The organism is Pseudoxanthomonas daejeonensis (assembly GCF_010093205.1).
In the GTDB taxonomy this organism is placed as follows: Bacteria; Pseudomonadota; Gammaproteobacteria; order Xanthomonadales; family Xanthomonadaceae; genus Pseudoxanthomonas; species Pseudoxanthomonas daejeonensis.
Genome location: NZ_PDWN01000013.1, coordinates 46,489 through 69,639 on the forward strand (window position 1 = coordinate 46,489; position 23,151 = coordinate 69,639).

Consider the following 23,151-nt stretch of genomic DNA (forward strand, 5'->3'; position numbering starts at 1 on the left):
TCGCGCCGGCGCGATTTCCATGCGACACGCGCCGCCGCGTGTCAGCCGCCGGTCGCGCAGAAGCGAGCGTAGTCGATGTAGCCCGGGAACGACCGGCCCGGCGCGCAGACCGCGCAATCGGGATCGGGTGCCAGGCGGAGTTCGCGGAACCGCATCGCCAGTGCGTCGAACTGCAGCAGGCGTCCAGCCAGCGACTCGCCGATGCCCAGCAGCAGCTTGATCGCCTCGTTGGCCTGCAGCAGGCCCACGATGCCGGGCAGCACGCCCAGTACGCCGGCTTCGGCGCAGCTGGGCGCGAACTCCGGCGGGGGCGGTTCCGGGAACAGGCAACGGTAGCAGGGGCACAGTCCGCGGTGGCGACCGGCGTCGAACACGCTGGCCTGCCCTTCGAAACGTTGCACCGCGCCATACACCAGCGGCTTGCCCAGCTTCACGCAGGCATCGTTGAGCAGGTAGCGCAACGGGAAGTTGTCCGAACCATCCACCACCACGTCGATACCGTCGAGCAACGCCTCGACGTTCGCCGCGGTCACCCGGGCGGCGACCGGCTCGATGCGCACGCGCGGATTGAGCGCGGCCAGGCGCTCGCTCGCCGATTCGACCTTGGCGGTACCGATCGCGGCCTCCACATGCAGGATCTGGCGCTGCAGGTTGCTGCGGTCGACCACGTCGTCGTCCACCAGGCGCAGGTGGCCCACGCCTGCCGCGGCCAGGTAGAAGGCCGCGGGGGAACCCAGCCCGCCGGCACCCACCAGCAGCACGTGCGAGTCCTGCAACCGGCGCTGGCCTTCGATTCCCACTTCCGCCAGGCGCAGGTGCCGTGAATAGCGCTCCAGGAAATCGGCTTCGTCGGCATCCAGCCGCGGGCGCACGACCGGCAGCCCCTCGGCGATCCAGGCGGTCGTGCCGCCCGCGATCGAGTGCACGTCGGTGTAACCGGCGTCCTGCAGCACCGCCGCGGTGGCGGCAGAACGCCGCCCTGACTGGCAGATCAGCAGGACGGGGCGCTCCACCCCCGGCAGGTGGCTTGCATGGGCGCCCTCAAGTTCGGACTTGGCGATCGCGATCGCCCCCTCCGCCTGGCCGGCCAAGCGCTCATGTGCGTCGCGGATGTCCACCAGCACGGCACCGTGATGCTGGCGTTCGCGCGCCTGCGACGGCGTGATCTCGGAAATGGCCATGGCCCGATTATCGACCGCGCGGATGACGGGCGGAAGCACCACGCGTCGCGGGGCTGTGTTTCTCGAGTGGCGTGCACCGCTGCGGCGCGCCAGGCGATCCCGGTTCGCAGCGATGCACCGCCGCGCCGGCCATGGGCGTCAGAGCGTCACGACCTCAACCAGGTCGCCCGCCGCATAGTCGCGCGCGCCCTCCTCCAGCACGATCAACGCGTCGCTGCCGGCGGCGGCACGCAGGCGATGCGAACCGTCGGCCGGATTGGGATGGACCTGCAGCGCGGCGTCCCCACCCTGCACGAGCTGGCCGCGCAGGAGTTCAAGCCGCTCGTGCCGCTTGCGCCAGGACGAGGCCAGCCGCGCGCGCCAGCGCGGACGCGGTTCGCTGCGGCCCTGCAGCGTATCGAGCAGCTCTCGGCCGAGCATGGTGAAGGTCGCCAGCACCGAGACCGGATTGCCAGGCAGGCCGAGCACCATGGCCTTTCCTGCCTCGCCGAACAGGACCGGCATGCCCGGTCGCATCCGCACCTTCCAGAACAGGATGCGACCGTGGGCCTGCAGCCAGCGCGGCAGGTGGTCCTTCTCCCCGGCCGAGACGCCGCCGCAGGTGAGGACGACATCGAAGCTGGCGACCGTGTCGGCCAGCATCGCTTCGATCCGCGCCGGATCGTCCGGCAGCGTCGGCCAGGCCACCGGCTCGAGCCCCAGCGCGCGCAACTGGGCCATGAGCTGTTCGCGGTTGCTGTTGTAGACCTGCCCGGCTTCCAGCGGCAGACCGGGCTCGACGAGCTCGTCGCCGCTGGTGAACACCGCCACCGTCGGACGCGCGGCCACCGTCAAGCGGTCGATGCCCAGCGAAGCGGCCAGGCCGATCCGTGCCGGCGTCAGCACCTGCCCGGTGCAGAGGACGACATCGCCTACCTCCACGTCTTCGGCGCGCAGGCGCACGTGGGCACCGCGCGCCAGCCCGGCGGGTACCGTCACCCGGTCACCCGCAATGACCGCGTTCTCCTTGATCAGCACCGTGTCGGCGCCCCTCGGCAAGGGCGCCCCGGTGGTGATGCGCGCGCATTCGCCGGCCGCAAGCTGCAGGCCCAGGTCGCGCCCCGCGAACTGTTCGCCCGCCAGTCGCAACGTCGTGCCGTCCTGCGCGGCCAGGTCGGCATGGCGAAGCGCGAAGCCATCCATCGCGCTGTTGTCGAAGGCTGGCAGCGCGACGGGCGCGACCACGTCATCCGCCAGCACCCGGCCGTCGGCGCGCGATGTGGCGACGCGTTCGGCTTCCAGGCGCCGCGCGCCGGCGGCCGTGCGTACGATCTGCAGCGCTTCGGCCAGGGAAATGCGGGTCGGGAACGTTTCGCTCATTCAGGGCCTGTCGGATCGCCGGATGGCCTGGGCAGCTCCATGCATGCCGTCGCCAGGTCCCGTGGCGTGTTGAGGTTGCCGAAGCGTACGCCCGTCAGGCGCACGCGCGAGAGGCCCAGGCGCCGCGCCAGGTTGCGCGGTGCCAGGTCGCCCTCGGCGATCATCGCGGGCAGCTCGCGGCGCAGGGCTTCGCAGCGGTACAGGGCTACCAGGGGCTGCAGGCCGTCGTCGTCCTCGGCCAAGGCACCGTTCCCGGTCGCACCACTGGCGAGGGTACGCAGCAGGCAGTCGTTCACGTCGAACAGGTCCACCGGCAGGATCAACAGCCACTCGGTGCTGCAGGCGGCGGCCAACGCGTCGATTCCCGCCAGCGGCCCACTGCCCGGATCCAGCCGGTCGACAACCGCCTGCAATCCCGCCTCGGCGTAGCGCTGCAGGTCACCGTTGGCGCTGACCAGCACCGGACCGGTTTCCCCGGGGAAACGCCGAGCGAACCGCAGTACCTGGGGAAGCCCGTCGCGCACGAGCCAGGCCTTGTCGACGCCACCGAGCCGCGTGCCGCGACCGCCGGCCAGCAGGCCCAGGGTCGGCAGCCCGTTAACCGGTGTCTGGGCGGCCCGCACCGCCGTCATCTCACTTGCCGCGCTTCTTGACGTGGCGGATCAGCCGACGCTTGCGCGCGACCTGGCGATCGGTCAGCTCGTTCTTCTTGCCTTCGTAGGGGTTCGCGCCTTCACGGAACAGCATCCGCACCGGCGTACCGACCAGCTTGAAGCGCTTGCGGAAGAAGTTCTCGAGGTAGCGCTTGTACGACTCTGGAAGGTCCTTGAGGCGCGTGCCGTGGACCACGAAGGTCGGCGGGTTCTCCCCGCCCGGATGCACGTACCTGAGCTTGGAGACGTGGCCGCGGATGGCCGGCGGCGGATTGGTCTCGTAGGCGATTTCCAGCGCCTTGTTCACTTCGCTGGTGCTGAAGGTCCGGATCGCCGACGCGTGGGCGCGATGGACCGCGCGGAACAGTTCGCGCAGGCCCGAGCCGTGCTTGGCCGAGATCCGTACCGCTTCGGCCCAGGGCACGAAGGACAGCTTCCGCGACAGCAGCGCTTCGGCCTGCTCGCGCTGGTAGGTCGTCAGTCCATCCCACTTGTTGACCGCCACCACGAGGGCGCGGCCGGCGTCGAGCACCGCGCCGAGCACGGTCGCGTCCTGGTCGGTGACGCCTTCGGTGGCGTCGAGCATGAGCACCGCGACCTGGCAGCGCTCGATCGCCTGCAGGGTCTTGACCACGCTGAACTTCTCGACGGCTTCCTCGACCTTGCCCTTGCGGCGGATGCCGGCGGTGTCGACCAGCCGGTACAGGCGGCCCTCGCGTTCAAGGTCGGCGGCGATCGAGTCGCGCGTCGTGCCCGGCACCTCCGAAGCGATCATCCGCTCCTCGCCCAGCAGGCGATTGACCAGGGTCGACTTGCCCACGTTGGGGCGGCCGACGAACGCCACGCGCAGGCGCGTCGGGTCGTTGTCGAACTCCTCCACGCTGCCTTCTTCCGGCAGGCGTTCGAGGACTTCCAGGTGCAGGTCGTCCAGTCCCTGCCGGTGCGCGGCGGACACCGCCAGCACGTCGGCGAAACCATAGCGCGCGAACTCGGCGCGGACCGATTCCTCGTTGGTGCCATCGATCTTGTTGATCACCAGCAAGGTCGGGCGTGCCAGCTTGCGCAGCCAGGACAGGATCTCGTCGTCGAGCGACGAAGTCCCTTCGCGTCCATCGACGATGAACAACACCAGGTCGGCCTCGCCGGCCGCGGCCCGTGCCTGGCGGGCGGTAGCGCCGGCCAGGCCTTCCTCGTCGCCGGCGATGCCGCCGGTGTCGACCAGCAGGAACGGACGCTCCGGCTCCAGCCGGCACACGCCGTAATTGCGGTCGCGGGTAACGCCGGGTTCGTCGTGGACCAGCGCGTCGCGGCTGCGGGTCAGCGCATTGAAAAGGGTCGACTTGCCGACATTCGGCCGTCCAACCAGTGCAACCAGCGGCAACATGCTGCGATCCCTGCCTGCATCCGTCCGCTCAGTCCAGACGGAAGGCGGTGAGACCGCCCTCGACGTTCTGGACCAGCAGGATGCCGTCGGCCACGACCGGCTGGGCCTTGATCGCCTTGCCGCCCACGCGTTCGCGCGCGGCCAGCTCGCCGTTGTCCAGGCGCAGCCAGTGCAGGTAGCCGTCGAAATCGCCGACCACCGCGTAGTCGCCCTGGACCACCGGGCCGGTCAGCGAGCGGCGCGCAAGCACCGGCTGCGACCACAGCGCGGCGCCGCTGTTCTTGTCGAGCAGGTACACGGTGCCGGTGGGGCTCGAGACCAGCAGCCCTGAAGGTCCCACGCCCATGCCGCCAATGCCGCCGTACTCGCTCTGCCACATCGGCCGACCCGTCGGGCCGTCGATGGCCACGGTGCGGTTCTTGAAGCTGCTGACGAACAGCAAGGTGCCGTCGATCAGCGGCCCGCTGTCGACATCGGCCATGCGCTCCAGTTCGGTGCGTCCGTCGGGGGTGCCGATCGCCTGCTGCCAAAGCACGCGGCCGTCCTGCAGCGCCAGCGCGCTGAGCGTACCGTCGTCGTTGCCGGAGAACAGCACGCCCGGTGCCCATGCCAGCGGCGCGTTGCCTCGCACGGTGAGTGCCGGCAACTCATGCTCGCTGAACCAGCGGCGTTCGCCATTGGCGGCATCGAAAGCACTGATGCGGCCATCGTTGCTGCGCACGTAAACGGTGCCCTGCGTCACCAGCGGCGCGGCGATGACCTCGCTGGTCACCTTCGCACGCCAGCGCTCGCTGCCGCTCGAGGCGTCCAGGGCGATCACATCGCCAGCCAGGCTGCCGACGACGACCAGGCCTTCACCCACGCCGGGGCCGCCGGACAGGCGCAGCGCGTCGTCCTTGGCGCCACGGAACTGCCAGATTTCCCGGCCCGTCTGCAGGTCCAGCGCAGTGACCCGGCCTTCCGCCGCCGCGGCGAACACCCGTCCTTCCGAGACGACCGGACCTTGCCTGGCGCCGATCTTGCGCTCGCCATCGCCCAGGCCCGTCGACCAGATCTTCGACGGCTTGGCCGTGGCCTGGAAATCGACCAGTTCAGCCGGTGCGGCGGCCTTCTTGGCCTCCGCATCCTTGCCCGCGAACCAGCCCTTGACCGTGCTGCAACCGGACAGTGCGAACACCAGCAGGACGCCGGCCGCAGCCGGGCGAAGCATGTGCATGCGTGTCATGTCAGATCGCCTCCGCCGGCTCGGGGACCTTGCCGCCGGCTTCCTGCAGTTTCAGTTCGAGGCGGCGACGGGCCGGCGAGGCCACGTCGGTTCCTGCGAGCGCCCTGGCGTAGGTATCGCGCGCTTCATCGCGCTTGCCGGAGGCAAACAGCGCATCGCCGCGCAACTCCAGGCCCGCGCTGCCGTCATCGTCCGCAAGCAGCTTCAACGCCTCGTCGTGCTTGCCGCCGGCATTGAGAAGCTGTGCCAGCCGCTCGTTGACTAGCGACTGCAGGGAGGGTTCGGCCTGGATGCCACGCAGGGTCGCGATCGCCTCGTCCACCTTGCCTGCCTCGACCTGCGACTTGGCAACGCGCAGGGCGGCCAGCGTCGCATAGGTGCCCTTCTGCCCGGCCAGCAGTGCGCCAGCCTTGTCCACCGCGCCCGCTTCGAGCTGCTTCACCGCTTCGGCGTAGGTCGAATGCGCCTGCTGTTGCTGTTGTGCCTGGTGGGCGACCCACCAGCGCCAGCCATAGATGGCGGCAATGCCCAGGGCAAGTCCGCCCAGGATTCCAAGTGCGTTGTTGCGCAACCACGAGCGGACGCGTTCGCCCTGCTCGTGCTCGTCCAGAAGGTCGTCGATTGCCATGCAGTTCCCTGCCCCGCGCGGGATCCGGCGAGGTCTTATTGTCCCAGTGGAGTACCCGGCCGGCGCCGGTTATTCGGCAGCGGTGACGGAACCGTCAGAGGATACCGCAAAGCGGGCGACGTTAGCCCGCTGATACGGCGTGGTATCCACGATACTGCCTGCTTGCTGAACGCGTACCACCGAGGCATTGCCCAGTACCACGCGCCCCACCGAGGCGGTGTCGAAGCTGCGCGCATCGCCGGCGCGCATCAGGCCTTGCTCGAGCGTGCTGCCATCAGGCGCAGTCACCTGCATCCAGCTCTCGCCGCTGAAATCGAAAAGGAGTTTTCCGGAGGACGCCTGGGGAGCCCGGTTCACGGGCGCCAACGAGGCCATGTAGGGGGCCCCGGAATCAGCCTCGACGGCCGCCGTGCCCGTCGCGGGCACCGCCACCGACTGGGCGACCCGCAACGGCGGCGCTGGCTGGGCGACCTCGGCCGGTACCGCGTCGAGCGACGCGGTGGTCGGGGCGACGTCGTTGAAATGCGAACGCGTCGCCAGCCAGACCGGCACGGCGATCGCAGCGGTGATCACCACGTACACGGCGCGGCGCCCGGCGCTCTCCATCACCCGCTGGTAGCGCGGCGTGTACGCATGGCTCACCAGGTCGACCGGCACGGCCGGCGCGATGTGCGTCTCCAGGAGCGGCTCGACATCCACGCCCAGCAGCCGGGCGTAGCTGCGCAGCTGGCCGCGGACGAAGACGTTGGCTCCGATTACCTGCCAGCGCCCTTCCTCCAGCGCCTCGACCACGTGTACCGGCATGCGCAGCCGCGATGCGACTTCCTGCACGCTCAGGCCTGCAGCGGCCCTCGCTTCGCGCAGGCGCTCGCCGCACCCCCGCGCATCGCCCTGGATGTTCGCGCTGGACTCGTGGATCACTGTGACCCTTCCCCGGTACTGGAAAGCACGGCCTGCGGGAACTCCGTCCTCAGCCGCTGCTGATATCGACTGGCGGCCGCCTTGTCGCCAAGCCTGTCTTCGATCCTGGCCGCGAGTTGTAACACGGATGCATCGGCCGGCGCAGCCGCCAGCCTGCGTTCCGAGAACGCCCGTGCCTCAAAGTATCGCCCCTGGCCATATTGATACTCGGCCATGCTGGCCAATGCATAGGCATTTTTCGGCTCAAGCTCCAGAGCGCGACGCAAATCACGCTCGGCGCGTTCGCCCTGCCCGCTTTTGAGGGCACAGCCACCCGAATTGGCCAGGGCTGACCCGGGGCTGCGGTAGTTCGGCGCCGCCAGGGCACGATCGAACCAGACCAGTGCTTCGGCCGGATAACCGTTGCTGCACAGCCATGCGCCGTAGTTGTTGAGGACCTCGCCCTGGCGCGGCGCCAGCTCGGCCGCACGGCGGTAGTGTTCGCCCGCCTGGGCAGCCTGGCCACGGCGTGCGGCGACGGCGCCGAGCAGGGTGTAGGCGTCGGCGGCAGTGGGATCCTGCTTGAGGACCTTGTGCGCCTGCTTCTCGGCTTCGGCCAGGTCGCCCGAGGCGAACCGCTGCGCAGCCAGGCCCAAGGTCTCGCGGACCTGCACCCGCTTCTTGGTGGCCTCGCTGTCCGAGTAGCTGTACTCGGGCGCGATCTGCTCGCTGCCCTTGATCTTGGGCGCCTTTACAACCGGCGACTTCGAGCACGCTGCCAGCAGCAGCACGCCCGCCAGCAGGACCAGTCGCGGGTCAGGCCGCATGCCCGTCGACCTGTCCCTTCGTGTCCAGGTCGCGACCCAGGCTGCGGTTGAACTCCGCCTGGCGCCGGGTGCGATCCATCACCTGCCCCTTGAGCTGGCCGCAGGCCGCGTCAATGTCATCGCCGCGCGTGCGCCTGACCATCGTCAATACCTGCGAATCGAGCAGGATCTTCTGGAAGGCGCGGATCTGCACCTCGTCCGAGCGCTCGTAGCGCGTGCCAGGGAACGGGTTGAACGGGATCAGGTTGACCTTGCCCGAATCGCGCGCCTGCACGGAGTTGTCGAACTGGCGCATCAGCTTGGCAAGCTGACGGGCATGCTCGGGCTGGTCGTTGACCCCCTTCATCAGGGTGTACTCGAAAGTCACCGAGTCGCGCTTCTTGTTCGCACGCAGGTAGCGGGCGCAGGACGCCATCAACTCGGCGATCGGATATTTCCTGTTGAGCGGGACCAGGGTCTCTCGCAGCGCATCCGTGGGCGCATGCAGGGACACGGCCAGCGAAACATCGCTCTCGGTGGAGAGCCGGTCGATCATCGGCACCAGGCCGGACGTCGACAGGGTCACCCGCTTGTTGGCCAGGCCGTAGCCCAGGTCGTCGCGCATCACGCTCATCGCGCGCACGACGTTGTCGAAATTCATCAGCGGCTCGCCCATGCCCATCATCACCACGTTGGTGAGTCGGCGCTGCTGGTGCGGGACGTTGCCCAGGTGGCGGGCGGCGACCCAGACCTGGCCGATGATCTCGGCGGTGGTCAGGTTACGGTTGAAGCCTTGGGTGGCGGTCGAACAGAAGGTGCAGTTGAGGCCGCAACCGACCTGCGAGGACACGCACAAGGTCCCGCGCCCCTTGTCGGGGATGTACACCGTCTCGATCGCGTTCTTGCCGTCGGTGCCCATCGCCAGCAGCCACTTGTGGGTGCCGTCGGTGGAGGGCTTGTCGAACACGACGTTGGGGACGACGACCTCGGCATGCGCATGCAGCTTGGCGCGCAGCGCCTTGCCGAGGTCGGTCATCTGGTCGAAATCGGTGACGTAGCGGTGGTGGATCCACTTCATCACCTGGTGGGCGCGATACCGCTGCTCACCCAGGGTCTCGGCGAAGAAACGCTCGAGACCCTCGCGGTCCAGCTCCAGCAGGTTCTGGCGCACCACCCCGCCGGCGAGCGGCTCGCCGGTGAGGGTGACACTGGGAATCTGCTGAAGTTCGGCCACGTCTTTACATCCGGATCAGCGCGAAACCACTTCCGTGGCAGCGAAGAAGTAAGCGATCTCGATCGCGGCGTTCTCGACCGAATCGGAGCCGTGTGCCGCGTTGGCGTCGATCGACTCGGCGAAGTCGGCGCGGATCGTGCCCGGCGCGGCTTCCTTCGGGTTGGTAGCGCCCAGCAACTCGCGGTGTGCGATCACGGCGTTCTCGCCTTCCAGCGCCTGGATCATCACCGGGCCGGAGATCATGAATTCGACCAGCGCGTTGAAGAACGGGCGCTCGCGGTGCACTGCATAGAAGCCTTCCGCCTCGCGGCGCGACAGCTGCTTGTACTTGGCAGCCACGACCTTCAGGCCGGCTTTCTCGAAGCGGGAGTAGATTTCGCCGATGACGTTCTTGGCAACGGCATCGGGCTTGACGATCGAAAGGGTGCGCTCCAGCGCCATGGACTTCTCTCTAGTGACGGACGGACGTTCCGGACCAGGATGGACCGGAAGTTAACACGGAAAACCCGCGCCGAAACGGGGGCTTAGCCTCAAATGCGTAGCGCAATTCTAACATTGTGGCCGCAGGTTTGCCGACCGGCAGGCAAACACCCGATTGCTGCAGCGCAAAATGACCGGGTCAGGAACCGGGCCTAGAATTAAACAATCGTTTGATTAAGATCCGGAACCGAAGGCATGGGCAAGCCAGCACATTTCTCCACCAAGGACCGGATCCTGGGCGCGGCCGAGGAGCTGTTCGCCCAGCACGGCTTTGCCGGGACCTCGTTGCGCCAGGTCACCGGCCTGGCGGCGGTCAACATCGCCGCGGTCAACTACCACTTCGGCTCGAAGGAAAACCTGGTCAACGAAGTCTTCCGTCGACGAATGGACGGCATGACCAGCCAGCGCCTGGAACAGCTGGAAACCGCCCTGCGTGAACGACCCGGCGAACTGGAGCCGGTCCTGGCCGCTTTCATCGAACCTGCGCTGGCGCTGGCCCAGGACCGCAATGGTGGCGCCTCTTTCGTGCGCGTGATCGCCCGCGCCTACGCCGAGCACAACGAGAGCCTGCGCAAGTTCCTCTCCGACCACTACGGCCATGTGTTGCGGGAATTCGGCAAGGCCCTCGCCGGCTGCCTGCCCGGCCTGGACAAGGAAACGCTGTACTGGCGCCTGGACTTCCTGGCGGGCTCACTGACTTACGCGATGTCCGACTTCGGCCTCATCAAGCGGCCGACCGGCGCCAGCGAGGCCTCCCATCGAGCCCGGGCCGCACGAGAACTGATCCGATTCGCCGCCGCGGGCCTTGGTGCTCCGGCGAAATAAACGTTGTCAATACAGAAGGTTGAAAGACATGTCTGAGAAACTTCTTGTACGTCGCGCCGCCGTGCTCGGCGCCGGAGTCATGGGCGCGCAGATCGCCGCCCACCTGACCAATGCCGGCGTGGATACCGTCCTGTTCGACCTGGCGGCCAAGGAAGGGCCGGCCGACGGCGTCGTGCTCAAGGCGATCGCCAACCTGGGCAAGCTCAGCCCCGCTCCGTTCGCCAGCAAGTCGCTGGCCGAGGCGGTCACCCCGGCCAACTACGACACCGGCCTGGAGCAGCTCAAGGACTGCGACCTGATCATCGAGGCCATCGCCGAGCGGATGGACTGGAAGCAGGACCTGTACCGGAAGATCGCTCCGTTCGTGGCCGACCACGCGGTGCTGGCCTCCAACACCTCGGGCCTGGGCATCAACAAGCTGGCCGAAGTGCTGCCCGAGCAGCTGCGCCACCGGTTCTGCGGCGTGCATTTCTTCAACCCGCCGCGCTACATGCACCTGGCCGAACTGATCCCGGCTGCCAGCACCGACAAGTCCGTGCTGGAAGGACTCGAAACCTTCCTGGTCACCCAGCTGGGCAAGGGCGTGGTCTATGCCAAGGACACGCCGAACTTCATCGGCAACCGGATCGGAGTGTTCTCGATCCTGTCGGTGATCCACCATACCCGCCAGTTCGGCCTGGGCTTCGACGAGGTCGACGCGCTGACCGGCCCGCTGGTCGGCCGTCCCAAGTCGGCCACCTACCGCACCTCCGACGTGGTCGGCCTGGACACCATGGCCCATGTCATCAAGACCATGGCCGACACCCTGCCACTAGACCCGTGGCACAAGTACTTCCAGTCGCCTGACTGGCTGCAGGCGCTGATCGGCAAGGGCGCGCTGGGCCAGAAGGCCGGCGCCGGCATCTTCCGCAAGGTCGGCAAGGACATCGTCGTCCTCGACCTGGAGAAGCAGGACTACCGCGCCGCCGACCGCAAGGCCGCCGACGAGGTGGTCGAGATCCTCAAGATCAGGAACCCCGCCGAGAAGTTCGCGAAGCTGCGCGAGAGCCAGCATCCGCAGGCGCAGTTCCTGTGGGCCGCCTTCCGCGACCTGTTCCACTACAGCGCCTACCACCTGGCCGACATCGCCCACACCGCGCGCGACGTCGACCTGGCCATCCGCTGGGGCTACGGCTGGTCGCTGGGTCCGTTCGAGACCTGGCAGGCCGCCGGCTGGAAGCAGGTGGCGCAGTGGATCGCCGACGACATCGCCGCTGGCAAGGCCATGAGCGACGCGCCGCTGCCGGCCTGGGTGCTGGACGGCCGCGACGGCGTGCACGCGGCTGCCGGCAGCTACAGCCCGTCTGACAACGCCCTGGTGCCCCGCTCCACCCTGCCGGTCTACCAGCGCCAGCGCTTCCCCGATCCGCTGCTGGGCGAGAAATTCGACACCGGCCAGACCGTGTTCGAGAACGACGGCGTGCGCATGTGGCACGACGGCGACGGCATCGCGGTGGTCGGCTTCAAGACCAAGATGAACACCGTTTCCGACCAGGTGCTCGATGGGCTGCAGGAAGCGATCACCATTGCCGAACGCGACTTCCAGGGCCTGGTGATCTGGCAGCAGAAGGAGCCCTTCTCCGCCGGCGCCGACCTGGCCGGGGCACTGGGTGCGCTTCAGGCCGGCAAGGTCGCCGAGTTCGAGGCGATGGTCGCCAACTTCCAGCGCACCAGCCAGCGGATCAAGTACGCGCTGGTCCCGGTGGTCGCGGCCGTGCGCGGCCTGGCCTTGGGCGGCGGCTGCGAGTTCCAGATGCACAGCGCCCGCACCGTGGCCCACCTGGAGAGCTACATCGGCCTGGTCGAGGCCGGCGTGGGCCTGCTGCCGGCCGGTGGCGGCCTGAAGGAACTGGCGGTGCGCGCCTCGCGTGCGGCCGGTCCGGGCGGCGACGTGTTCGCCGAGCTGAAGAAGACCTTCGAAACCATCGCCATGGCCAAGGTGTCGGCTTCGGCCCTGGAGGCCAAGGAGCTGGGGCTGCTGCGCGCAGACGACAAGGTGGTGTTCAACGCCTTCGAACTGCTGCACGTGGCCAAGGCCGAGGCGCGAGCACTCGCCGAAGGTGGATATCGCCCACCGCTGCCGGCGCGCCGCGTCCAGGCCGCCGGCGACGTGGGTATCGCGACGTTCCGGATGATGCTGGTCAACATGCTGGAGGGCCGCTTCATCAGTCCGTACGACGACGAGATCGCGACCCGCATCGCCACCGTGCTCAGCGGCGGCGAGATCGATCGTGGCGCCATCGTCGACGAGGAGTGGCTGCTGAAGCTCGAGCGCACGCACTTCGTCGAGCTGGCCCAGCAGGAAAAGACCCAGGCCCGCATCGGCCACATGCTCAAAACCGGCAAACCGCTGCGCAACTGAGGCTGGCGCGGCGCCATCGCGCAGATGGCGCCCCCTTCCGTCCGCCGCGGTCCCAGGCCCTTCCGAACTCCGGAGTAACGAAATGACCAAGCAGATCCAGGACGCCTACATCGTCGCCGCCACCCGCACCCCGGTCGGCAAGGCGCCCAAGGGCATGTTCCGCAACACCCGCCCCGACGACATGCTCGCCCACGTGCTCAAGTCCGTGGTCGCGCAGGCGCCGGGCATCGATACCTCGCGCATCGACGACGCGATCATCGGCTGCGCCATGCCCGAGGGCGAGCAGGGCATGAACGTGGCGCGCATCGGCGTGCTGCTGGCCGGCCTGCCCGACACCGTGGCCGCGCAGACCATCAACCGCTTCTGTTCCTCCGGCCTGCAGGCCGTCGCGCTGGCCGCCGACCAGATCCGGCTCGGCAACGCCGACCTGATGCTGGCCGGTGGCACCGAGTCGATGTCGATGGTGCCGATGATGGGCAACAAGGTCGCCCTGTCGCCGTCGGTGTTCAAGGACGACCACGTCGCCATCGCCTACGGCATGGGCATCACCGCCGAGAAGGTCGCCGAAGAATGGAAGGTCTCGCGCGAAGAGCAGGACGCCTTCGCGGTCGCTTCGCACCAGAAGGCGCTGGCCGCGATTGCCGCCGGCGAGTTCCGCGACGAGATCAGCCCCTACGAGATCCAGTCGCACGTGCCTGACCTGGCCAGCAACACGATCCAGCTGCGCAAGAAGCTGGCCGATACCGACGAAGGCCCGCGCGCGGATACCTCGCTCGACGGCCTGGCCAAGCTGCGCCCGGTGTTCCGCAACGGCCAGTTCGGCGGCACCGTCACTGCCGGCAACTCTTCGCAGATGAGCGATGGTGCCGGTGCGGTCCTGCTGGCCTCCGAGCAGGCGATCAAGGATTACGGCCTGACCCCGCTCGCCCGCTTCGTCAGCTTCTCGGTGGCCGGCGTGCGCCCGGAAGTGATGGGCATCGGCCCGATCGCCGCGATCCCCAAGGCGCTCAAGCAGGCAGGCCTGACCCGTGACCAGTTGGACTGGATCGAACTCAACGAAGCCTTCGCCGCGCAGGCGCTGGCGGTGATCCGCGACAGCGGCCTGGACCCGTCCAAGGTCAATCCGCTGGGCGGTGCGATCGCGCTGGGGCACCCGCTGGGCGCGACCGGCGCGGTGCGCACGGCCACGATCGTCCATGGCATGCGTCGTCGCCAGCAGAAGTACGGCATGGTGACCATGTGTATTGGTACCGGCATGGGTGCGGCCGGGATCTTCGAGGCGCTCTGAGTCCAGAGCGTCCTGTAGAACGGACGGCTAGGCAGAACGAAAAACGGCGCCCCTAGGCGCCGTTTTTTATCTATCGCTGCCGGCAGTTAGTTGCCGGGCAACGCCGATCAGTCTTGGTCCTTCACGCCCAGCTCGCCCAGGGCGCGCTGCATCATGTCCCGTGCTGGATCGCTCAGCTTCTCGTGGTCGAGCGCGTAGCGGATCGTCGCCTCAATCAGCCCGATATGCGTACCGCAGTCGAAGCGCGTGCCCTGGAACCGGTAGGCGTGCACCGGCTGCTCGGCCAGCAACGCGGCGATCGCATCGGTCAGCTGGATCTCGCCACCGGCGCCGGGCCGGGTCGCCTCGAGCAGGCCGAAGATGCGCGGGCTCAGCACGTACCGGCCGACCACGGCCAGATTGCTCGGCGCCACTTCAGGCTTGGGCTTCTCGACGATCGCCTTGATCCGGCCCTGGCGGCCGTCGAAGGCCTCTGTGGCCACGATGCCGTAGCTGCCGGTGGCCTCGTGGGGCACGTTCTGCACCGCGATCATGCTCGCGCCGGAAGCCTGCGCCGCATCGGCCATCTGCTTCAGCGCGCCTGCGCCACGGTTCCAGATCAGGTCGTCGGGCAGCAGCACAGCGAACGGTTCGTTGCCGATGACTTCCTTGGCGCAAAGCACCGCATGCCCCAGGCCCAGGGCTTCAGCCTGGGTCACGAAGATCGCGCGCACGCCCGGGGGCAATACGTGCCGTACCAACTCCAGCTGCTCGGTCTTGCCGGCACGTTCGAGCTTCTGCTCCAGCTCGTACGCCTTGTCGAAGTAATCGGCGACCGCATGCTTGTAGCGGTTGGTGATGAATACCAGCGTGTCGCAGCCAGCCTCGATCGCCTCGTCCACGGCGTACTGGATTAGCGGCCGGTCGATGATCGGCAGCATCTCCTTGGGAACAGTCTTGGTCGCGGGCAGGAATCGGGTCCCCAACCCCGCCACCGGGAAAACTGCCTTCCTGATCCTCTGGGACGTCATCGTGTCGCTCGTGCCTCACGCGCCGGGAACGGCACCACGGTGGCGCCGGATTCGGATGCCTCGACCAGCTCGGCGGGGATGAACTCCGGAATCACCTCGCGCAACACCTGCCGCAGCGCCTGCTCGTCGTAGCGCGCACTGGCTTCGCGCATGCGTTCGACACCTGTCCGAACCAGCTCGGCGGAGGACTCCCTTGCACCTGCCTCCAGGATCTTGGAATGCGAGGTCGGGCGGTAGTGTTCGTCGGCATAGAAAAGCGTTTCGTGCAGCTTCTCGCCTGGCCGCAGGCCGGTATACACGATCGCGATGTCACGGCCTGGCTGCTTGCCTGCCAGGCGGATCATCTGCTCGGCGAGCAGCCGGATCGGCACCGGCTCGCCCATGTCGAGGGTATAGATCGCCGCATGCGAGCCCGACGCCGCCGCCTGCACGATCAACTGGCAGGCCTCTGGGATCGTCATGAAGTAGCGCGAAACCTCGGGATCGGTCACGGTGACCGGCCCGCCCTTGCGGATTTGTTCGCGGAACAGGGGAACCACGCTTCCTGCCGAATCGAGCACGTTGCCGAAGCGCACGGTGACGAAACGGGTGCCGCTGTGCTTGCTGTCCAGCGATTGCGCGATCATCTCGGCGAAACGCTTGGTTGCCCCGAGGACGTTCGCGGGATCGACGGCCTTGTCGGTGGAGATGAAGACGAACGTGCCGACGTTGCTCTCGCGGCACAGCCGGGCAACCGTATCGGTGGCCAGCACGTTGTTGCGCACGGCCTCGCGCATCTGGTTTTCGAGCAAGGGCACCTGCTTGTAGGCCGCAGCATGGAAAACCGCATCGGGTTGCCCCAGCTGCAGCGCGTAAGCAGTCACCGCCGGATCCCCGCAGTCACCCAGAACCGCCTGGATCTCAAGGTCGGGGAAGGCGCGCCTCAGGTCTCCGTGGATTGTGATCAACGCAAGCTCATTGATCTCCAGCAGCACGATCCTGCGCGCACCGTGGCGCGCGCACTGCCGGCACAGCTCCGAACCGATCGAACCGCCGGCGCCCGTCACCATCACCGTCCGCCCGCCCAGCCATCCACGGATCAGCTTCCAGTCCGGCTGCACTGGCTTGCGTCCGAGGAGGTCTTCGATCGCGACCTCCTTGAGCTCACCTGGCAGCGCCTGCCCTTCCAGCACGTCCGTCAGGCGCGGCACGGTGCGGAACAGCAATCCGGTCCGCTCGCAGATTCCCATCACCCGCTGCATCGCTGCGGCATCGAGCGAGGGCATTGCGATCACCAGCATGCCCGCCGCTGTTTCCTTGGCCATCGCCGGTGCATCGTCCAGTCCGCCCAGGACAGGCAGGCCATGCAGGCGCGATCCCCGCAGCCGTGGCGCGTCGTCGAGGAATCCGACGGGCTCGTAGGCTCCCGAACGACGCAGGTCCCGGACCAGTGCTTCACCCGCCCTGCCTGCCCCGAGGATCAGCACCCGGCGCGCGGACAAGTGGCGCTGTCCGACATGATGGTCCTTCCACACCCGGTACAGCAGCCGGGGCATGCCCAGCAGAACGGTCAGGGCAAAGGGATACACCACCAGGGCCGTCCGCGGCACCGTGTCCAGGCGGTTGTAGACCGCCAAGGCCATCACGATCGCCAGGAGGCCGAAGATGCCGGCCTTCAGGATGTTCCAGAGGTCGGGCACGCTGGCGAATCGCCACAGCCCCCGGTAAAGCCCCACGCGCCAGAACACGAGCCCCTGCGCCACCAGCACCAGGGCGATCGTCGGCGAGAAATCGAACCAGGCATACCCCTCGTGGCGGCTGGCATAGCGCAGGATATGGATCAGCTGCCAGCAGACGTAAACCATCACCATGTCGTGCAGCACGACGGCGATGCGGGTCAGTGCGGCTGCCGAATTTTGTCCGGAATTCATGCGTTCTCTTTAGTTGAAACCGCTCTTCCTTGACACGAGACGCCGACGCTGGAAGAACCAGCCAAGGGACGCGCATGCAAACCAGAGGACCGTGACCGCAGCCGCCTGCCACGGCCCGATCTTGTTCACGGAAAGCGCAAGGATACTAGCTGCCAAGCTGAACGTAGCGTAGATGCATGTCACAAATGTGTGACTCTGGGCGGTTTTAACCCAACGCTGATACAGGTGGGAGGTATGCGGCTGCCACCATCGCTCGCCCCCCCGCATGCGGGCACCCAAGGTCAGGGAAGCGTCGACCAGGAACGCCGACAGGGGCAGGAGCACCAGGATCGCACCGTCCGGGCCCCGCTCGACCGCCGCTACCGATGCCAATGCCGCCAACGCATAGCCCAGGGTCCCGCTGCCCACATCGCCGAGGAATATTCTCGCCCGCGGGAAATTGAACGGCAGGAACACCGCCGCTGCGACTCCGAACGCCAGTGCCGCGTAAGCGGTGCCCGGCGCCAGCCATGCGAAGGCCACTGCACACAACATGGCCTGGCTGGTGGCCAGGCCATTGATGCCGTCCATGAAGTTCCAGACGTTGACCAGCCCCGGGACCAAGGCCAGGGTCAGGATTGCCCAGCCCCACTGCCCCTCCGCTCCATGCAGCCCCCAGGCGAGCAGCGCGCCGGCCAGGCATTGCACGGCCAGTCGCAACCAGGGCGAAAGCGGTCGATGGTCGTCCACCCATCCGATCCCGGCGACCAGCATCAGCCCACCTGCGAAACCCAGCACGGCGGCCGGCCGGGCGGTGCCGGCAATCAGCGCGACCACGCATCCGGCCAACAGCGCGCAGGCGATGCCGATGCCTCCTCCACGCGGCGTCGGCACCGCGTGACTGCGCCGCTCACCGGGCAGGTCGACCAGATTGCGTCGGCGCGCATAGGCCAGCGCCGCCCAGGTCATCAGTACCGAAATACCGGCGTGGAGCGCCAGCCAGCCCGCCATTGCCATCAGACGACCGCGTAGTTCAACAGCGGCTTGACCGTTCCCCATTCCTTGCAGCTGGGACACTGCCAATGGTGGGTCCGGGCTCCGAAACCGCAACGCGTGCAGCGGTAACTCGGATTGCGGACGAGCAGCTGGTCGGTGATGTGCTTGAGGTCATGCAGGGTGGCGGTGCTGTCCGCACCCACGGCCAGGGTGAGATCGATCAGCGCGGCCTCGCCACGCACGGACGGACGGTCCTTGAGCTGACGCCCGAGGTAGTCACGTGCGGCATTCGGTCCCTCCTGGCCCTCGATCAGGCGGGTGAGCGCCAGCACCGGCGCGATGCCACGGTAGTGCTCGCCCATCTCGGCCAGGAACGCACGTGCGCCGGCGTTGTCGCCGACCTCCCCGTAACACGCCAGCAGGCTGGGCAGGAATTCAGGCAGATACTCCGGATCGTGGCGGGCAGCACGCTCGTAGGCACGGATCGCGCCTTCCGGATTGCGGGCATCCGCTTCGATGCGCCCTTCAAGGATGCCCGCACGCACGCTGGCGGCATCGGCCTGGTAGGCACGCGCGATCGCCGCGCGGGCACCATCGAGATCGCCGTTGGCGCGATGGCGCTCGGCCAGCTCGCATTCGAACTGGGACACCAGCTTGCCCATCGGCTCGCCGGCGACCTCCTCGTAGCGCATGGCGTTGTCGATCGCGCGTTCCCAATCGCGCTCGGCCTGGTAAATGCCGATCAGGTGCTTGAGCGCCTGCGGCGCGCGCTGGTCGATCCGGGCCAGGTCGGTGAAGACGGTCTCGGCACGATCAAGCAGGCCGGACTTCATGTAGTCCTCGCCAAGCGCGAGCAGGGCCTGGACCCGTTGGGCATCGCTGAGGTCATTGCGCTGCACCAGGCCCTGGTGCAGACGGATCGCGCGGTCGACTTCGCCACGGCGACGAAACAGGTGCCCCAGCGCGACCTGGGTTTCGAAAGTTTCCTTGTCCAGCTCGGCGATGTGCAGGAACAGTTCGATCGCCTTGTCCGGCTGCTCGTTGAGCAGGTAGTTCAGGCCACGGAAGTAGGTCGTGGACAAGCGACTGACCTGCGTGTCGCCATGACGCTGTCCACCGCGCCGGCCGATCACCCAGCCGGTGAGCGCGGCGATGGGCAGAAGCAGGAAGAACCAGAACCACTCGTTCAGAAATTCCATCGCTCAGGTTCCCGGGTTGGGCGGACGCGGACCTTCCGCGGCCGTTGCGACGGGTACGGGACGGTTGGCGCGGCGCAGGCGTGCACGCAGGGGGAGGACAGTCGTCGCCATCACCATTCCGCCGCCCAGGAGCACCCCGGCGAGCAGCGACACCATGATGGCGATTCCCGTGGTGGTGACGACTTCGACGATGCCGAAATCGAGCGCGATCCGCTGCGGATTGAGCGAACCGACCACCAGGCCCGCGGCCAGGAAGGCGACGAGCACCAGCAGACGAAGAATGGTCATGTCCCGACTCCTGCGACAGTCGGGGAAGCTTAACGGACCGGAACGCGGTCGACGAGCGTCAGCTGCCGTCGTCGGCGGATGCCGGGATCGGCTGCACGTCGCTCACCTTCTCGCGCAGCTCCTTGCCGGGCTTGAAGTGCGGTACATGCTTGCCGGGAAGGGCCACCGAATCGCCGGTCTTGGGGTTTCGCCCCAGACGTGGCGGCCGGTAATGCAGGGAAAAGCTGCCGAAGCCCCGGATCTCGATCCGCTCACCGGAGGACAGCGCACCCCCCATCATTTCCAGCAACGACTTGACGGCGAGGTCTACGTCCTCGGCCTTCAGGTGCGACTGGCGGCGGGCCAGGATCTCGATCAGTTCGGACTTGGTCATCTCAGGCTTGGCTGGATGCGGGTTGACAGGCCGAGGCGGCCCGGGAAGCCCGGACCGCCTCGGTAACTGCGTTACTTCTTACTCGGACTTGCCGCCCAGCTGTGCACGCAACAGCGCGCCCAGGCTGGTAGTGCCGGCAGCGGCCTCGGCGGCCGACTTGTTGTACTCGTGCAGCGCCTCGGCGGTTTCGGCTTCGTCCTTGGCCTTGATCGACAGCTGCAGGGTGCGGCCCTTGCGGTCCATGCCCACGAACTTGGCCTCGACCTTGTCGCCAACCTTCAGGTGCTGGGTGGCGTCGTCCACGCGATCGTGGCTGATGTCGCGAGCGGCGACATAGCCCTCGATGCCGTCGGCCAGTTCGATCGTGGCGCCCTTGGCGTCCACTTCCTTCACCGTGCCTTCGACCTTCGAGCCCTTCGGGTTGGTCGCCATGTACTGGCCGAACGGATCCTGCTCCATCTGCTTCAGGCCCAGGCTGATGCGCTCGCGCTCCGGATCGACCGCGAGCACGACCGCGTCAAGCGTGTCGCCCTTCTTGTAGTTGCGCAGGATGTCTTCGCCGGTGGCGTTCCAGCTGATGTCCGACAGGTGGATGAGGCCGTCGATGCCGCCGTCCAGGCCGATGAAGATGCCAAAGTCGGTGATCGACTTGATCTGGCCCGACACCTTGTCGTTCTTCTTGTGGATCGCGGCGAAGGTCTCCCACGGGTTGGCGGCGACCTGCTTCATGCCCAGCGAAATACGACGACGCTCTTCATCGACATCCAGGACCATGACTTCGACTTCGTCACCGACCTGCACGACCTTGGACGGGTTGACGTTCTTGTTGGTCCAGTCCATCTCGGACACGTGCACCAGGCCTTCCACGCCCGGCTCGATCTCGACGAACGCGCCGTAATCGGTGACGTTGGAGACCTTGCCGAACACGCGGCTGTTGGCCGGGTAACGGCGGGCGATGTTGTCCCACGGATCCTCGCCCAGCTGCTTCAGGCCGAGCGAAACGCGGTTGCGCTCGCGATCGAACTTCAGCACGCGCACGTCCAGCTCGTCGCCGACGTTGACCACTTCGGACGGGTGGCGGACGCGCTTCCACGCCATGTCGGTGATGTGCAGCAGGCCATCGATGCCGCCCAGGTCGACGAACGCGCCGTAGTCGGTGAGGTTCTTGACCACACCCTTCAGCACCGCGCCTTCCTGCAGCTTCTCCATCAGCTGCTCGCGCTCTTCCGAATGCTCGCTCTCGACCACCGCACGGCGGGAGACCACGACATTGTTGCGCTTGCGATCCAGCTTGATGAGCTTGAACTCCAGCTCCTTGCCTTCCAGGTAGGCCGGGTCGCGCACGGGGCGCACATCGACCAGCGAACCGGGAAGGAATGCACGGACGTCCTTGATGTCGACGGTGAAGCCGCCCTTGACCTTGCCGCTGATGCGGCCGGTGATGGTCTCGTTCTTCTCGAGGGCTTCTTCCAGCTCGTCCCACACCATCGCGCGCTTGGCCTTCTCGCGCGACAGCACGGTCTCGCCGAAGCCGTTCTCGAGGGAATCCAGCGCGACCTTGACCTGGTCGCCCACGCCCACGTCGATTTCGCCGGCGTCGTTACGGAACTGCTCGATCGGCACGATGCCTTCGGACTTCAGGCCGGCATTGATCACCACCACGTCGCCGCGGACTTCCACGACGGTACCGATGACGATGGCGCCCGGCTTCAGCTTGGCAAGGTTGGCCTGACTGGCTTCAAACAGTTCGGCAAAAGATTCGGTCATTGTGATTACTCGGTTGAACACACGGACGGAAAGCACGGCGCATGCCGCATTCCGCCCCCCTGGTCGGCCCACGAGGGAGCCCAGTGTGGTTGATTGGAAAAACCGCCGTGGTCATCCACGACGGCGCCTTCTGCTGCGCGCGATCCGATCGAACCGGAAGCCCGTGTCAGTCGGTGCGCACCGGCACCAGGCCGAGCACGCGATCGACGACCTCGTCGATGGACAGGCCGGTGGTGTCGAGGAGGACGGCGTCTTCGGCCGGCTTCAACGGTGCCACCGCACGCTGGGCGTCGCGGGCGTCGCGGGCGAGAATCTCCCGCAGCAGACCGTCAAATGTAACCGAAACCCCTTTTTCCTTCAACTGGTTATGACGCCTGCGGGCGCGCTCGTCGGCGCTGGCCGTCAGGAACACCTTGGTCGTGGCGTCCGGGAAGATGACCGTCCCCATGTCGCGGCCGTCGGCCACCAGCCCCGGCTCGCGGCGGAAGGCGCGCTGGCGCTCCTTCAGGGCGGCACGGACCTCGGGGATGGCGCCGATCGCCGAGGCCAGGGTGCCCGTGGTCTCCAGCCGCAGTTCGGCGGTGGCGTCGGTCCCGTTGACGAGCACCCGCAGGCCATCCCCGGACTCACGGAAGTCCACGGCGGTGTCGAAGGTGCAGCGGACCAGGGCCGCCGGGTCGGCCAGGTCCAGGTCGGCCCAGCTGGCCGCTACCCCGACCGCCCGGTAGAGTGCGCCGGAATCGAGGTAATGCCAGCCAAGTCGCGAAGCCACCAGCCGGCTGACCGTGCCCTTGCCGGCACCGGAAGGACCATCGATGGTGAGGACCGGGACGGCGGATGACATGGAAGCTCCGAGGGGGTTCTGGGGCGCCGGATTGTAGCCCGCCCACCCCACCGCCCCGGGCACCGGGCGCAACCACTTGAAACAGCAAAGGAAAGGCCGCTAGAATGGCGGGCTTGTCTGTACGCCCTGGCCGATCCGGCCCTGGCATCCCATCCGTCGTCCTCCGAGGGGTGTCATGAAAGTCCTGTCCTCCCTGAAGTCGGCGAAGGCCCGTCACCGCGACTGCAAGGTGGTCCGCCGCCGCGGAAAGGTCTTCGTGATCTGCAAGTCGAACCCGCGCTTCAAGGCCCGCCAGCGCTGAAGCCGGCAGGCGTTCCGGCCCTGCCGGGACGCGGATCGAACCCGAAGGCCGCAGCGATGCGGCCTTCGACGTTTCTGGGGCTAACCTTCGGGCCGGGCTCCTGGATCTTGACGCCGGCCC

Annotated in this window: 22 protein-coding genes; 4 read left to right on the forward strand and 18 right to left on the reverse strand. The window is 67.4% G+C overall.

The window, feature by feature from the left end:
- Positions 1 to 41: 41 nt before the first annotated feature.
- From moeB to ndk, 10 genes are all read right to left on the reverse strand, one after another.
- Entirely contained in the window at positions 42 to 1,181 is a 1,140-nt protein-coding gene (moeB, locus tag CSC65_RS13070) for a molybdopterin-synthase adenylyltransferase MoeB (RefSeq protein ID WP_162411021.1), read from the reverse strand.
- A 138-nt stretch (positions 1,182 to 1,319) separates the two neighbouring features.
- Positions 1,320 to 2,540, reverse strand: a complete 1,221-nt coding sequence (locus CSC65_RS13075) for a molybdopterin molybdotransferase MoeA (protein ID WP_162411022.1) — start codon at positions 2,538 to 2,540, stop codon at positions 1,320 to 1,322.
- A complete protein-coding gene (gene mobA, locus CSC65_RS13080) occupies positions 2,537 to 3,172 on the reverse strand; it encodes a molybdenum cofactor guanylyltransferase (RefSeq protein ID WP_162411023.1) in 636 nt (211 codons plus the stop codon). The genes CSC65_RS13075 and mobA overlap by 4 nt, the downstream gene beginning before the upstream one ends.
- A gap of 1 nt (position 3,173) precedes the next feature.
- Complete coding sequence (gene der, locus CSC65_RS13085) at positions 3,174 to 4,577, reverse strand: ribosome biogenesis GTPase Der (RefSeq protein WP_162411024.1); 1,404 nt, start codon at positions 4,575 to 4,577, stop codon at positions 3,174 to 3,176.
- 28 nt (positions 4,578 to 4,605) lie between these two features.
- A complete protein-coding gene (gene bamB, locus CSC65_RS13090) occupies positions 4,606 to 5,802 on the reverse strand; it encodes an outer membrane protein assembly factor BamB (RefSeq protein WP_162411025.1) in 1,197 nt (398 codons plus the stop codon).
- A 1-nt stretch (position 5,803) separates the two neighbouring features.
- Positions 5,804 to 6,430: a YfgM family protein gene (locus tag CSC65_RS13095; RefSeq protein ID WP_162411026.1), complete on the reverse strand. Its 627-nt coding sequence runs from the start codon at positions 6,428 to 6,430 to the stop codon at positions 5,804 to 5,806.
- Between the two features lie 69 nt (positions 6,431 to 6,499).
- On the reverse strand, positions 6,500 to 7,351 hold the full coding sequence (locus CSC65_RS13100; RefSeq protein ID WP_162411027.1) for a helix-turn-helix domain-containing protein: 852 nt from the start codon (positions 7,349 to 7,351) through the stop codon (positions 6,500 to 6,502).
- Positions 7,348 to 8,157, reverse strand: coding sequence for a type IV pilus biogenesis/stability protein PilW (gene pilW, locus CSC65_RS13105; protein WP_162411028.1), 810 nt, complete (start codon positions 8,155 to 8,157; stop codon positions 7,348 to 7,350). The genes CSC65_RS13100 and pilW overlap by 4 nt, the downstream gene beginning before the upstream one ends.
- Positions 8,147 to 9,370, reverse strand: a complete 1,224-nt coding sequence (gene rlmN, locus CSC65_RS13110) for a dual-specificity RNA methyltransferase RlmN (RefSeq protein WP_425501367.1) — start codon at positions 9,368 to 9,370, stop codon at positions 8,147 to 8,149. The genes pilW and rlmN overlap by 11 nt, the downstream gene beginning before the upstream one ends.
- Before the next feature lie 15 nt (positions 9,371 to 9,385).
- Positions 9,386 to 9,811 carry a nucleoside-diphosphate kinase gene (gene ndk / locus CSC65_RS13115; protein WP_162411029.1) on the reverse strand — a complete coding sequence of 142 codons (426 nt, stop codon included), beginning with the start codon at positions 9,809 to 9,811 and terminating at the stop codon, positions 9,386 to 9,388.
- A 234-nt stretch (positions 9,812 to 10,045) separates the two neighbouring features.
- On the opposite strand from ndk, the gene CSC65_RS13120 reads away from it, so the two are divergent.
- The 3 genes from CSC65_RS13120 (at position 10,046) to CSC65_RS13130 (ending at position 14,364) form a co-directional block, all read left to right on the forward strand.
- Positions 10,046 to 10,675, forward strand: a complete 630-nt coding sequence (locus CSC65_RS13120) for a TetR/AcrR family transcriptional regulator (RefSeq protein WP_162411030.1) — start codon at positions 10,046 to 10,048, stop codon at positions 10,673 to 10,675.
- Between the two features lie 28 nt (positions 10,676 to 10,703).
- Positions 10,704 to 13,076 carry a 3-hydroxyacyl-CoA dehydrogenase/enoyl-CoA hydratase family protein gene (locus CSC65_RS13125; protein ID WP_162411031.1) on the forward strand — a complete coding sequence of 791 codons (2,373 nt, stop codon included), beginning with the start codon at positions 10,704 to 10,706 and terminating at the stop codon, positions 13,074 to 13,076.
- An 82-nt stretch (positions 13,077 to 13,158) separates the two neighbouring features.
- The gene (locus CSC65_RS13130) at positions 13,159 to 14,364 is read left to right on the forward strand and encodes an acetyl-CoA C-acyltransferase (protein ID WP_162411032.1); all 1,206 of its coding nucleotides are present in this window, start codon (positions 13,159 to 13,161) and stop codon (positions 14,362 to 14,364) included.
- Between the two features lie 107 nt (positions 14,365 to 14,471).
- Here the strand turns inward: CSC65_RS13130 and galU are convergent, their stop codons facing one another.
- The 8 genes from galU to cmk form a co-directional block, all read right to left on the reverse strand.
- Complete coding sequence (gene galU, locus CSC65_RS13135; protein ID WP_162411033.1) at positions 14,472 to 15,374, reverse strand: UTP--glucose-1-phosphate uridylyltransferase GalU; 903 nt, start codon at positions 15,372 to 15,374, stop codon at positions 14,472 to 14,474.
- Positions 15,371 to 17,284 carry a nucleoside-diphosphate sugar epimerase/dehydratase gene (locus CSC65_RS13140; RefSeq protein WP_238390396.1) on the reverse strand — a complete coding sequence of 638 codons (1,914 nt, stop codon included), beginning with the start codon at positions 17,282 to 17,284 and terminating at the stop codon, positions 15,371 to 15,373. The genes galU and CSC65_RS13140 overlap by 4 nt, the downstream gene beginning before the upstream one ends.
- Before the next feature lie 9 nt (positions 17,285 to 17,293).
- Positions 17,294 to 18,274 carry an MraY family glycosyltransferase gene (locus CSC65_RS13145; RefSeq protein WP_238390397.1) on the reverse strand — a complete coding sequence of 327 codons (981 nt, stop codon included), beginning with the start codon at positions 18,272 to 18,274 and terminating at the stop codon, positions 17,294 to 17,296.
- A gap of 5 nt (positions 18,275 to 18,279) precedes the next feature.
- Entirely contained in the window at positions 18,280 to 19,458 is a 1,179-nt protein-coding gene (gene lapB, locus CSC65_RS13150) for a lipopolysaccharide assembly protein LapB (RefSeq protein WP_162411035.1), read from the reverse strand.
- Positions 19,459 to 19,461: 3 nt separating this feature from the next.
- Entirely contained in the window at positions 19,462 to 19,746 is a 285-nt protein-coding gene (locus tag CSC65_RS13155) for a hypothetical protein (RefSeq protein WP_162411036.1), read from the reverse strand.
- A 58-nt stretch (positions 19,747 to 19,804) separates the two neighbouring features.
- Positions 19,805 to 20,119 carry an integration host factor subunit beta gene (locus CSC65_RS13160; protein WP_162411037.1) on the reverse strand — a complete coding sequence of 105 codons (315 nt, stop codon included), beginning with the start codon at positions 20,117 to 20,119 and terminating at the stop codon, positions 19,805 to 19,807.
- A gap of 78 nt (positions 20,120 to 20,197) precedes the next feature.
- Positions 20,198 to 21,886 carry a 30S ribosomal protein S1 gene (gene rpsA / locus CSC65_RS13165; protein WP_162411038.1) on the reverse strand — a complete coding sequence of 563 codons (1,689 nt, stop codon included), beginning with the start codon at positions 21,884 to 21,886 and terminating at the stop codon, positions 20,198 to 20,200.
- A 166-nt stretch (positions 21,887 to 22,052) separates the two neighbouring features.
- A complete protein-coding gene (gene cmk / locus CSC65_RS13170; RefSeq protein WP_162411039.1) occupies positions 22,053 to 22,730 on the reverse strand; it encodes a (d)CMP kinase in 678 nt (225 codons plus the stop codon).
- 175 nt (positions 22,731 to 22,905) lie between these two features.
- On the opposite strand from cmk, the gene ykgO reads away from it, so the two are divergent.
- The gene (gene ykgO, locus CSC65_RS13175) at positions 22,906 to 23,031 is read left to right on the forward strand and encodes a type B 50S ribosomal protein L36 (RefSeq protein WP_010342887.1); all 126 of its coding nucleotides are present in this window, start codon (positions 22,906 to 22,908) and stop codon (positions 23,029 to 23,031) included.
- Positions 23,032 to 23,151 lie beyond the last annotated feature (120 nt).